This window comes from Trichococcus flocculiformis, assembly GCF_900113645.1.
GTDB lineage: Bacteria > Bacillota > Bacilli > Lactobacillales > Aerococcaceae > Trichococcus > Trichococcus flocculiformis.
In genome coordinates this window covers 1-13126 of record NZ_FOQC01000065.1, presented here as the reverse complement: position 1 = coordinate 13126, position 13126 = coordinate 1, and the positions used below count along the sequence as shown (strand labels likewise).

At 37.9% G+C, this 13126-nt stretch carries 13 protein-coding genes; 1 reads left to right on the top strand and 12 read right to left on the bottom strand.

From position 1 onward, the window contains the following. Positions 1-204: ATP-binding protein (locus BMZ71_RS13450; protein WP_177187634.1), on the top strand; the 204-nt coding region annotated here is incomplete at its 5' end. 20 nt (positions 205-224) lie between these two features. Here the strand turns inward: BMZ71_RS13450 and BMZ71_RS13445 are convergent. The 12 genes from BMZ71_RS13445 to BMZ71_RS13390 form a co-directional block, all read right to left on the bottom strand. Then, positions 225-413: a hypothetical protein gene (locus BMZ71_RS13445; RefSeq protein WP_086989329.1), complete on the bottom strand. Its 189-nt coding sequence runs from the start codon at positions 411-413 to the stop codon at positions 225-227. A 472-nt stretch (positions 414-885) separates the two neighbouring features. After that, a complete protein-coding gene (locus BMZ71_RS13440) occupies positions 886-1194 on the bottom strand; it encodes a hypothetical protein (RefSeq protein WP_086989330.1) in 309 nt (102 codons plus the stop codon). Between the two features lie 158 nt (positions 1195-1352). Next, entirely contained in the window at positions 1353-1643 is a 291-nt protein-coding gene (locus tag BMZ71_RS13435; RefSeq protein ID WP_086989331.1) for a hypothetical protein, read from the bottom strand. Between the two features lie 681 nt (positions 1644-2324). After that, positions 2325-3254: a UTP--glucose-1-phosphate uridylyltransferase GalU gene (gene galU / locus BMZ71_RS13430; RefSeq protein WP_086989332.1), complete on the bottom strand. Its 930-nt coding sequence runs from the start codon at positions 3252-3254 to the stop codon at positions 2325-2327. Between the two features lie 147 nt (positions 3255-3401). Beyond that, on the bottom strand, positions 3402-4568 hold the full coding sequence (locus BMZ71_RS13425) for a nucleotide sugar dehydrogenase (protein WP_086989333.1): 1167 nt from the start codon (positions 4566-4568) through the stop codon (positions 3402-3404). A gap of 32 nt (positions 4569-4600) precedes the next feature. Next, positions 4601-5623 carry a GDP-mannose 4,6-dehydratase gene (locus BMZ71_RS13420; RefSeq protein WP_086989334.1) on the bottom strand — a complete coding sequence of 341 codons (1023 nt, stop codon included), beginning with the start codon at positions 5621-5623 and terminating at the stop codon, positions 4601-4603. A gap of 3 nt (positions 5624-5626) precedes the next feature. Continuing rightward, complete coding sequence (wecB, locus tag BMZ71_RS13415) at positions 5627-6772, bottom strand: non-hydrolyzing UDP-N-acetylglucosamine 2-epimerase (protein ID WP_086989335.1); 1146 nt, start codon at positions 6770-6772, stop codon at positions 5627-5629. Between the two features lie 6 nt (positions 6773-6778). Continuing rightward, positions 6779-7888 (bottom strand): capsular polysaccharide biosynthesis protein CapF, encoded by a 1110-nt coding sequence (locus BMZ71_RS13410; RefSeq protein WP_086989336.1) that lies wholly within the window; start codon positions 7886-7888, stop codon positions 6779-6781. Then, positions 7888-8907: a polysaccharide biosynthesis protein gene (locus tag BMZ71_RS13405; protein WP_086989337.1), complete on the bottom strand. Its 1020-nt coding sequence runs from the start codon at positions 8905-8907 to the stop codon at positions 7888-7890. The genes BMZ71_RS13410 and BMZ71_RS13405 overlap by 1 nt, the downstream gene beginning before the upstream one ends. Positions 8908-9687: 780 nt before the next feature. Then, a complete protein-coding gene (locus tag BMZ71_RS13400; RefSeq protein WP_086989338.1) occupies positions 9688-10830 on the bottom strand; it encodes a glycosyltransferase family 4 protein in 1143 nt (380 codons plus the stop codon). A 53-nt stretch (positions 10831-10883) separates the two neighbouring features. Then, positions 10884-11339, bottom strand: a complete 456-nt coding sequence (locus BMZ71_RS13395; RefSeq protein ID WP_086989339.1) for an acyltransferase family protein — start codon at positions 11337-11339, stop codon at positions 10884-10886. A 41-nt stretch (positions 11340-11380) separates the two neighbouring features. Beyond that, positions 11381-12991: an IS1634 family transposase gene (locus BMZ71_RS13390; protein ID WP_093234139.1), complete on the bottom strand. Its 1611-nt coding sequence runs from the start codon at positions 12989-12991 to the stop codon at positions 11381-11383. Positions 12992-13126: the final 135 nt, after the last annotated feature.

Genomic DNA, 13126 nt, shown 5'->3' with positions numbered 1-13126 from the left:
AATCATCTATATGAACGGAGTTCAATCATCTTGACCTCCAATAAGAGCCCCGACCAATGGGGAGAATTATTGGGCGATGAGGGAGTCGCAATGGCTATCCTAGACCGTATTCTGCATCGAGCGGAGGTCGTTCACATGAATGAAGCCAGCTACCGTATGAAGCATCGCCAGAGCATGTTTGTGAGCGAAAGTGTTCAAAATTAATTGGCGTTAACTGTTCAATTCTACTTGACGCTGACAGCTTTCTCCGGCACGGGTTTCCTGGGCTTAATCAACTCAGGATTCTGTTGTTCCTCAAAGTGTTTTTTAATGGTACGTGGATCACTGTCGTATTGACGTGCCATCTGTGCAAAATTTGGTTTGATGTCGTTCATAATGTAGAACCTCACTCCTTCTCGAATATCTTTTCTCATGCTCATTACCTCCTTGTGTAGATGAGATGAAATAAGTATATTCAAAAAAATGTATGATTTCCGACATTTTTCAAACCGTTGTTTTCCTACATTTTACTACCGGCGTTAACACACTCGCTGGCTCTATCATCCGCACAGGTGGCTCAATCTGTTCGCAATACTCAGGGATCACACCACCCTCCCTGGAAGTATCTACCTTGAGTAGTGTGCTGGTTGCTTTGCCGGAGGTAGGCTGGTATATGGATGAGTAACTACGATGAAGGACTGGCTCATCGTAGTTACGTGAACTGAATTAGGGTAATCCCCGGTCAATGGGTTCTTTCCGGAGGTGAGGGATCAATGGGCGTCTGTCCTCCGGACTGTATGCTGTTGGTCGGAGTTCTAAGAATAACTGGCACTCTTCTATATATACAGCAAGAGGCACAGCCCGAAATTGGGGATGTGCCTCTTGTTGTGTGAACTTATGATTGCCTTACGCTTTGAGCGCAAATGCGGCGGCTGTAGGTTCAGGTGGATTTGTGCGGATGTTCAATTTGTGGTCGACTTCTCTGAGCAGCAGATCCAGGAATTCTTGATGGTACGCCTCTTTTTTGCGTGCGGGAATGCTTTTCATGAAGACGGCCAGGTTCTCAATGGCATTACTGAAATTATTTGCGTCTTCATCCGTATTGAATATATACTCGCGGCGTAGGTTGTCTTCTGTATTCATGTAGTATACGAAAAATCTTTTGTCATATCTGCTGACACCACAATAAGGTGCGACTAGTTTGAAATTTGACATTCTGTTGTAATCCCCCAAATTTGTAATTTTCCTTAAAGCTCATTAAAACGCTTACAACTAATGCTAGATCAATAGTTCTTATCCACTCCCCCCTTATCAGTTGTTCAAGATTGAGCATTCTAACTGTTTAATATCTTCCCCCAAGTAATTTGTCCCTGTCAGCCTGCTTCTCTCTCTTCTTTAGGCATCGCCTCGTAAACAATCAATTCATACTCTTTGTTTTTGATGGTTAGTTCCAGAAATTCTTGATGGTAGAGTTGTTCTTTCCCTTTCGGAACGTTGACCATAAACTCGAGCAAATTTTTTGCAGCATTACAGAACTCCTGCGCATCCTTGATGTTACTAAAAACGTATACCCTTACCAAATCTTCTGTTTGCAGATAATAAACATTGACAGTATTTTCTTCCCTGTATATCCCACAGTAAGGCGAAATCACTTCAAAGTCCATATTACCCCCCCTAACAATAGTTTTGAGCCTACCAGAGGGAAGAATGCGCTTTCATATTATCGCAAAAAAATATGAATATCACCGGAACACTTAAACAACTTAGTTTACTTGGGGGTATTCCAACACAAACTCTCGTTTAATTAAGTTTATTGATATTCTATTTTTGCGATTACAACTCCGTACGCTTTTCTTTCCTCAGTTGACTCTGTAGATATAATAACATAATTAAATTTAAAATAAAAGCAATTTTTTTAAATTATTTCAATTAATATTTTTAATAAACAAACTCCGTTAATATGTTGAATATATAGCGTTGAATAGTAATACATTCATTATAGTTCCCCAATTTGATGATACTAGATTAAACTATTCGAACATTGATACAAATACCACAAAAAATTTAATAACAGCCATACATAAAGTAAATGGGTTATGATCAATCCGCATTTACTTTATGCATGTCAGCTTGCAGGAAACTTCCCTTGCATCTAATGCTAAATCAAGGCAAATATGCCCAGACATTCATATTCTATCCTTGAGTGGTAACATCATTAACAATATATATTATACATATCCTCACGCTGTCTGGTGTTGCCGCTCCTGACTGTACCGGAACTGGCACACAACCGAAAAACGGCGTTTTTCATTATAGAAAAAACTAATGGTTGTGATTAGCTAACATTACTTCACCGTTTGACTTGCCATATCAGCTGAAACAATATCTGTTTCTTTTTCACCAGACAACTCTTTCCCAAGCGCAATAATGAAGTCCTTCAGTTTATCTTTGACTTCGGGATGGGTCAGGCCGTAGTTGATGCTGGTGGTCATGAAACCGAACTTGTCGCCGACGTCGTAACGGGTGCCTTCAAATCGTTTCGCGAAGACGCGCTGCGTTTGATTCAGTGTATCGATAGCATCAGTCAATTGGATCTCGCCGCCTGCTCCAGGAGCTTGGTTCTCAAGAATCTCGAAGATTTCCGGCGTCAACAGGTAGCGGCCGATGATGGCCAGGTTACTCGGCGCTTCTTCCGCTTTCGGTTTTTCCACGAAGCGGCTGACATTGTATAAGCCTGGTTCCAATTCGGAAGCGATGTCGATGATGCCGTACTTGGATGTTTCTTCCTGCGGTACCGCCATCACAGCTATATTCGATGCATGCGTCCGTTCATAAGCGTTGATCAATTGTTTCGCCAATGGCACTTCATCCTCCATCAGATCATCCCCGAGCATGACCACGAAAGGATCATCGCCTACGAAGGCTTTCGCCTGCAATACCGCATGTCCTAACCCCAGCGGATAAGATTGACGTACGAAGTGAATACGAACACCTGTCGACTCCTGCACCAAGGCTAACAGCTCGTGCTTGCCTTTTTCGCGCAGGTTCATCTCCAGCTCGACATTGGAATCGAAATGGTCTTCTATGGCCCGCTTGCTTTTGCCTGTGACAATCAGAATTTCTTCGATGCCGGAAGCGATGGCTTCTTCGACGATGAATTGGATGGTCGGCTTATCGACAATCGGCAACATTTCTTTCGCCATAGCCTTTGTAGCCGGTAAAAAACGCGTGCCGAATCCGGCTGCTGGGATTACTGCTTTTCTGACTTTCTGCATGTGAACGATTACTCCTTCGAAATAATATTAATTTTCTGATCAAACAAAAAAAACATATCATAAAAAAAACGCTTACTTTCCATAAGATAAAAATTCCAGAATAAGCATAATGTTGCAGCTTATTCTGAATTTATAAAAATTTACTATTTAGTTCTCATGGAATAAGTCTCTAGTGTATACCTTCTCTTCAACATCTTTTAATTCTGGTGCAAAACGGTTTGATACGATGACATCAGACAATGATTTGAATTCATCTAAATTCCTGAATACTCTTGAACTATAGAATGTTTCGTCATCTAATGCTGGTTCATACACAACGACCTCAATACCTTTTGCTTTGATGCGTTTCATAATTCCTTGGATGGAAGACGATCTGAAGTTATCTGAATCAGATTTCATTGTTAACCGATAAATCCCAACCACTTTTGGATTACGTTGAATAATCATATCAGCAATGTGATCCTTACGCGTGCGGTTAGAATCGACAATTGCACCGATGATGTTATTCGGAACATCTTCAAAGTTCGCTAATAGTTGTTTTGTATCTTTTGGTAAGCAGTATCCACCATATCCAAACGAGGGGTTATTGTAATGCGTTCCGATTCTTGGATCCAGACCAACTCCGTCAATGATTGCTTTTGTGTCTAAACCTCTAACTTCAGCATAGGTATCTAATTCATTAATATACGCCACACGTAAAGCCAAATAAGTGTTTGCAAACAATTTAACGGCTTCAGCTTCAGTGGATTCCATTAGCAATACTGGAATATCCTCTTTTAAAGCTCCTTGTACAAGTAAATTCGCAAACTTCTCAGCTCGCTCTGACTTTTCTCCGACAATAATACGGGAAGGATAAAGATTGTCATACAACGCTTTGCCTTCTCTTAAAAATTCAGGTGAGAAGATGATATTAGCTACCCCATATTTTTCTCTGATTTCTTTTGTATATCCAACTGGAATAGTTGACTTAATGATCATAGTTGCTTCCGGTCTATACTTCAGGACATCTTCAATGACTGATTCCACAGAAGAAGTATTAAAGAAGTTTTTCTTCTCGTCGTAGTTTGTTGGAGTTGCGATGACCACAAATTCAGAGTCCTTATAAGCTTCACTCTTATCAGTGGTGGCTGTTAAGTTTAACTCTTTTGTCGCAAGATATTCTTCTATCTCTCTATCAACAATAGGAGATTTTCTCTGGTTAATCAGATTAACTTTCTCTTCAACGATTTCCAGTGCTTTAACTTCATTGTTTTGTGCAAATAGTATTGCATTGGATAATCCTACGTAACCTGTTCCGACTACCGTAATCTTCAAGTTGTACATCTCCCATTACCTAGATTCATTTATTATTTCACATTATAATAATCAACATACCAGTCCGTAAATTGTTGTAGACCTTCTTCAATAGAAGTTTTCGGCTTGAATCCCACAGCTTTTTGCAGAAGATCCGTTGAAGCATATGTTGCTGGTACATCACCAGGTTTAATTGGTTCAAATACTTTGTCAAAAACTACCTCACGGTTAAGTGATTTGCTAAGGCATTTTTCTAATGTACCGATAAATACCATAAGCTTCTCTGGATTATTATTACCAATATTGAACACTGCACTCGGAACATCATCTACTGGTGGATGATCTATCAATCTTACGATTCCTTCAACGATGTCGTCGATGTAAGTGAAATCGCGATACAAATCATTTTCAAAGTCACCGTTATTGAAAATCTTGATGGATTCACCATTAAAGTACTTATCTGTGAAACCAAAATAGGCCATGTCAGGTCTTCCCATTGGGCCATATACAGTAAAGAACCTCAGACCAGTAGAAGGGATTTTATACAGATGACTGTATGTATGTGCCATTAACTCATTTGATTTTTTCGTTGCAGCATACAAAGAAACCGGATGATCCACAAAATCAGATTCTTCAAATGGAACTTTTTTATTGGACCCGTACACGGAACTCGAAGAAGCATAAATCAAATGGTCCACTGGATGGAATCTGCAGGCTTCAAGGATATTAAAAAAACCTATGATATTACTTTGAATATATACATCCGGATTCTCAATAGAATATCGTACTCCAGCTTGAGCAGCTAAGTTAATCACAATGTTAGGCTTATGCTCAATAAAAGTATTCAAAACCATTTCTTTATCAGAAATATCCCCATCAATAAACGTGAAATTTTCAAAAGAAATTAATTTTTCTAACCGGGCATTTTTAAGATTAACATCGTAATAGTCATTAACATTATCAATTCCAACAACTTTGCATCCATTTTCTAATAGTCTTTTGGCTAAAAAAAATCCAATAAAGCCAGCCGCTCCGGTAATCAGATACGTGTATTCTTGATTAAACGGTCTTCTCATCAGTTATTTCATCCCTTCAGCATCATCTTTTCTCCAAACAACTCTATTTACATAATCAGTATATGAAAGGATGATACGTAAAATTTTATCCGATACATTTGGCATGCTGTAGTCAGCTACGTAACGTAGCGTGTTTTCCTTCTGTGATTCTAAAATGACTAATCCTTGCATAATACGTTCTTTATTTAAACCAACCATCATGACACTGGTCTCTTCCATTGCTTCTGGGCGTTCATGTGCTTCACGGATATTTAACGCTCTGAATCCTAGAATAGATGACTCTTCACTAATTGTGCCGCTATCGCTCAACACTGCTTTAGAATGCATTTGCAAATGATTATAATCATTGAATCCCATTGGTTTCATCAATTGCACTTGTGGATGGAACGTGATTCCTTTTTCTTCAATCTTATTACGGGTACGTGGATGCGTGCTGACGATAACTGGCATGTCGTAAGTTTCTGCAATAGCATTTAGACTATTCACCAATCCCATGAAATTCTTATCCGAATTGATATTTTCCTCACGGTGAGCGGAAATCAAAAAAAAGTTATTCTCTTTTAATCCCAAACGAGTTAGCACGTCAGACTTGGCGATATCTTCTTTTCGTGAAGCCAGTACTTCAAACATGGGGCTACCAGTTTTTATGATTTGATCAGCAGGCAGTCCTTCCGCCAACAAATATTCACGTGCTATATCGCTGTAAGTCAAATTAATGTCTGCTGTATGGTCAACGATTTTACGATTTGTTTCTTCCGGAACACGTTGATCAAAGCAACGATTCCCCGCTTCCATATGGAATATAGGGATATGTCTGCGTTTCGCTGCAATAGCGCAAAGGCAGCTATTTGTATCACCAAGAACCAATAAAGCGTCCGGCTCAACTTCTGCTAATATCGGATCAATTTTCACTAAGATATTGCCGATAGTTTCAACTGCCGTTCCTGTAGCTGCGTTCAAGAAATAATCTGGTTTATTTAAATGGAAATCTTGGAAAAAGACTTCATTCAACTCATAATCATAGTTTTGTCCTGTATGTACGACAATGTGTTCAATTGCTTCAGATTCCTCCAAACGATTCATCACAGCAGACAACCGAATTATTTCAGGACGCGTCCCAACAACCGTCATCACTTTTAATTTTTTCATCTTTTCTTAAACCTCCAAGTAATAAGTATCCGGCTCTTCTGGATTAAATGATTCGTTTACCCACATAATCGTTACCATATCTGTGCTACCAAGATTTCCAATATTATGCGTATACCCTACAGGAATATCCACCACTTCCATCTTTTCACCACTGACGAAGTATTCAATCACTTCTTTTGAATATAGGTTGCGGAAGCGGATCACACCTGTTCCACTGACAACCAAAAATTTCTCATTTTTCGTATGATGCCAGTGATTTCCTTTTGTAATTCCTGGTTTTGAAATATTTACGGACACTTGACCTCGATCGGGAGTACGAATAATTTCTGTAAAGGAGCCTCGTTGGTCAACATTCATTTTTAATGGATATGAAAATTTATCTTTTGGTAAATAACTTAAGTAAGTGCTGTATAATTTCTTCGTAAAAGCATCCGCCATATTTGGAATTGAACGTTCCTCACGGCTTGCTTCAAAAGATTCCAATAGACTAACGATATCACCCAATCTTACAATGTGTATCGTTGACACCGCACAGATATCTCCTTGACGATTTTCTTTCCCATCCAATGCGTAAACCAATTCTTTTACGACATCATCAATATAGACTAAATTCAGAGTAACATCAGGATCATTCACCATAACTGGTAGGTCACGTGCGATGTTATGGCAGAAAGTTGCTACAGCACTGTTGTAGTTAGGACGACACCATTTACCAAAGACATTCGGAAAACGATAAATCAAAACTTCAGCACCGGTTTCATCACTATAAGCCTTCAATAAGTCTTCGCCAGCTTTTTTACTTTCACCATACGGATTACTTAATGCAGCTTGGATTGATGAAGAAATCATTATCGGACAAGTATTGTTATGTTTTTTTAAGGCATCCAACAAGGTTGATGTAAATCCAAAGTTTCCCATCATGAACTCTGCTTCGGTTTCCGGCCGGTTCACCCCTGCTAAATGGAAAACAAAGTCAGCTTTTTCACAATAAGAATCCAACAATGATACATCTGTATCTCTATCGTAAGATAAAATTTCATGCTTTGTCGTTGCTTCCAATTCAGCAATTAGATTTTTGCCAATGAAGCCGTTAGATCCAGTAACTAAAACCTTCATTAAAGATTCCATCCTTTTAATTCTTTTTGTATATAATCAAGTTTCAATAATTTTTCTAACATACCTTCAACGGTCAGTTGTTCTGTATTATCGGAATTATATTCATCTAAATGAACAGCTTCTTGGCTTCCCTCTTCAAAGAATTTACCATAGTTCAAGTCACGTTTATCAGATGGTACCCGGTAAAAACCACCCATATCAATTGCATGAGCTGCTTCTTCTTTTGTCAGCAAAGATTCATACATTTTTTCGCCATGGCGGATACCCATGCTTTCGACTGGCAGATTTGTGCCGAATACTCTTTGGACAGCTTCAACTAATGTATTGATAGTGGCCGCTGGTGCTTTTTGCACCATGATATCCCCTTGTTCTGCATTCTCAAATGCGAACATAACTAAATCAACAGCTTCTTCTAAACTCATCATAAAGCGAGTCATAGATCCTTCCGTTACGGTCAATGGTTTTTCTTTTTTCAACTGTTCTACGAATAAAGGAATTACACTACCGCGCGATGCCATTACGTTGCCATAACGAGTACCACAGATCAATGTTTTTTCCGGATCCACATTGCGTGATTTTGCCACAAACACTTTTTCCATCATAGCTTTTGAAGTCCCCATGGCATTGATAGGATAGGCCGCTTTATCTGTAGATAGACAGATTACTTTTTTTACGCCCGCTTCAATCGCCGCAGTTAACACATTATCTGTCCCTAATACATTCGTTTTTACTGCTTCCATCGGGAAAAATTCGCAAGATGGCACTTGTTTCAATGCAGCTGCATGGAATATATAATCTACGCCATACATGGCATTTCGGACACTGTTCACATCACGAACGTCTCCAATGTAGAATTTTATCTTTGGATTATTGTACTTTTTACGCATGTCATCCTGTTTCTTTTCATCGCGTGAGAAAATACGAATTTCTTTCAAATCCGTATCCAAGAATTTCTTTAGTACCGCATTTCCGAATGATCCTGTACCACCTGTTATTAATAAAGTTTTATCTTTGAACATATTTATTCCCCACTTTATATTTTATTGGTATTTTTCACAAACTTTCAACAAAAGTTTATATATTCATACAAACAATATAATAACGTATAATTTTTAGTTATTATAAATATCTACTAACAGTTTCACGGCTGCACAGTAAATTAGATATCATACCGTATGGTATTTCATAACATTCTGGATATAGTAACAGCTATTTTTTATTCTTTAGCTTTGATGATACATATTACTTTAATTGCATAAGTAGCATTTACAACATCATCTTTACTGATAACATGTGTCCGATTCCAATCTATTGTGAAGAATTCACAAGCAATTCCCCCTTCTCATGCTGCATCATGAGAAGATAATCCGCTCCATACATAACATACTACCTTTTACGGATTCAAGATCACGAACATCTCCAAAAAATATAACAAAACTTTTTCAGAAAATTCAGGCAATTTGGTCTAAAATCATGGCGCATATAACTTTGCTTCTTTTTGTATCTAGAAAAATACGAACTTCTCTAATATTTTTTGAAGAAAGCAATTTAAGCCTGCATTTCCAAAAGCGCCTGAACCACCGATAATCATTAAATTTTTTTTCTGTAAAAAAACATATACATTCTGCTCTATAATTTATTTTTTGATGCTCATAATTGGATTTTTATTTTTGACATTAAACCAATTAGAATTTAGACTAAGTAGTTTTCTCACTACCTAACTTCTAATAATCATAAAACACATGAATAATATAATTCTATCCTACAACATCCAAAACTCAGATTGTTGTTCTGGTTTCTTACAGCCAATCATCTTTTATCAGCGTTGCTTTACTGCATGGACCACTTTCATATTCGCTTTCCTTACCCGATAATAAATTACTGCCTAAAAGTAAAAGTCTTTTCGCAGCAATTTCTGCATTCCACAAGGATACCATATCTTGATATGCGTTTTCTCCCAATTTTTTACACATCTCGGGATCATCTAATAATTTTTTTACCGCTGATACTATAGAATGCTGATTTCCATAATGGTAAATCAAACCATTTTCATTATTTCGTAACAGAAATGGCACTGAACCAATAGCATGACTACATACAGGTGTGCACCCACTACTCATTGCTTCATTGAGTACTGCCCCCCAGCCTTCTCCACGAGCGCTAGTAAACAGGAATATACTAGATTTTTCCATATATTCACGCACTTCTTTTTTGTTCTTTGAGCCTACCATATGAATGTAGTCTGCTAGTTTTTTTTCATTAATATTTTTTTGTAAAGAACTTCTCATCGGCCCATCTCCAATAATGGTCACCTCAAAGAGATATCCCGCATTCTTCAAATATTCCGAAAGTTTGATTACTACTTCTGGATGCTTGAATTTAATTAACCTACCCACCCATATTAGCGAAATTTTTCCATCTTCTCTTTTCTTTTTATTATGTAGACTATCCAAATCATTCTGGACTACTTCAGGAAAATAGCCCCATCTATAACACTTATTCAGTGGGAAACCAATTAATTTTAAGTCATATGGAAGAAATGCACTTGCGCATAATACGTACATGTTCGATTTTCGATATTTTATAATTCTATCATATAGCTTTATAAAGGTTCTTGGATTCCATCTTCTCCATACACCTTTTTTATAAAATCGTTCCGAATACAGAAAAGAGAGTTTATTTTCTGCCATGCGTAATTGAATCAATTCATGTGGTGAACTCCCAAAAATAACAAAATCAGCCTGTAATATTTTTTCAATAATTGAAGATTTACTCTGCTCATTGTAAATAGAAACATAATCAGCATTTGATATTTCTTGATATCCTTGGATACTTTCTATGTCTGATGCAATAAAATCAAATTGCTCACAATGATTCTTCATATATGTACAAAACGGTATCTGATGGTGATTTAGATAATTTGAAACAAATACTACTTTCATAACACTACTCCCTAATGGAGGTCGTTCCTTTATTAAGCAAAAAGGATGATACCTCAAATTCTTCTACATATCGTGTTACTAATTTTTAAAATTGGTTTTTCAATAAATTTGTGTAAACTGTAAGCAAGCACAATTACCATACCAATAGGAATAATAAGAAAATATTCATTTGAAAGGCCATAGCTATCTAAGGTTCTGATAATTATATAGCCAATATTCTGATGTAACAGATACAATGGATACGATATTGTTGCAATAAAGCTAAATGGCTTAAGAAATGAAATACCGTTCGACATGTTGCCGATTCTATTATGATAAAAGATAGCTAAAACCACGACCGCTGTTGAGATTACGAAAAAAATTCCAGATTGCCAATCGTGCAAGAGAAATTGTTCTCCAATAAAAAATATTAATGAAAAAAATACTAGAATAGCCTTTATCTTTTCTATAATAGAAACACATTGTTTATTATCATATTTTTCTAAATAAGCGATTGACGCACCAGCCATGAAACAGTGCCCGTATATCCTGGATTCCCGCCAACACATAACTATGCAGGCGGGGTGATGCCTAGTGCTTCGTAAATTTGTTTTTGCTTTGTAAGAACCTCACCGACCCTAAGGTCGTAGCCTGGATACTCAAAACATTCTATAATATCAAGTTTATCCAAGGCAGACTGAATCGTATAGTTTTGATAAAGTTCTGCTTCATGCATGTGTTTTTTGAGATAAGATAAATATATGAGCGCGACAAATGCAACGAAGAGTTTTCCGTCAAGGCTTTTCTCAGATGACACCAATAGGCGGCGAAGATTTAAGCGGTCTTTAATATTACCAAAGGCTTTCTCGATGAGATCTTTGTTTCTGTATAATTCCAGTGCGGCCATGGCATCCATCTTTTCGTTGGATATCAAAGTGAAGTAGCCATAATAACGTTTTGTCGCCTTCACTGCATCTTCTATAACAGTAACCTGTAAGCCACGAATCGGAGTTTCTTTAATTTGGAAATACTGCTTGTAGAATCGCTCATGTTTCGCAACACGTTTGCCACTCAGAATCTCCTTCCGCATAGCCATAAGTTTACGATCGAAGTTGGTTTCATCTTCAGCAAACTTATCGATGTTGAAGTAAATGTGTAAATAAACCCGCTTTTTATCTGTGAGAACATCCTTCTTGTAGGGGCGTTCTTGCTTATATTCCCATTCTGAAAGGACAGTCTTGGAATACAATTCATGCTGCTCATCGAAGTTCTCGAAAGAACGGAAGTTGTCATAAACGGTATCGATTGCTTTGCGTGCAAAGCAATTGCTTGTCTGAATCGCAACAATGAATTTCAAGTGCTCCTTAAGAAGGCCGTTGACATTCGCCTCGCTATAAAATCCACGGTCCATGACCAGTTTCACTTTATCAAAGCCGAGAACTGCAAAATCCGCTAGAAGATTTTGAACAGTCCGCACATCCGGAATGTTGCCGGCTAGCTTTCGATAATAGAAAGGAAGACCGGATTTTTCACCGAATACGAGTGCCAAGTTAATCTGAGGCAGTCTATCGTCTTCCTTGTTTTTGCCATATTGAGCTTGGCGAAGCGTTTGGGAATAACTGGACACTGAGGTAGTATCATAAGCCCAGTATTCATCTCCGGAGCGTCGTTTCTCCTGAAGCATAAAGAACTTTGTTCTTTCTTCTTCAGAAATATCTGAAAAAAGTTCACTGCTGCGCTGTGAAGAAATATTTTTATCATAGGGATGCTTATGAAGTGTGCTCCATTTTTCAAAACAAAAAAGCGGGGATTCAGATTCAAGAATCATATAGTAAGCAATGGATTGGATTTGTTTGTAGCTAGCGGGAAAGCATTGCTTAAGATCTTCTGTTAGACCCAGTTTTTTACCAATCTCATCCAGTAGATATGTGGTACCGTAAAACCTGCGGCTAGCTATTTCGATAGGTACCGGTCCTGGTTTCCTTGAGTTAGCAGCTTCCGGATCCTCCTTGTGTTTTCTGCCACGACCATCGGTCGGAATGATTTCTCCTGTATTAGAATCACGCTTACCGATCAGTGTGCGTTTCGCCCGGGGTTGTTTCTTTTCCTTATCCCAATAGGATATGGATTCGTAAACATAGGTAATGCCACTTCGTTTATCAAACTGGTTTATAATAGCCATTCTGCCGCCTCCTAGTTATGTATAGTATAACACATAACTAGGTTTATGTAATGGCGAGAGTGTTTAAAACCTATTAATATCAATGGTTTCAGCTTTTTTTTTTTAAATCATAGTTAGGTGTTTCGGGAATGCAGG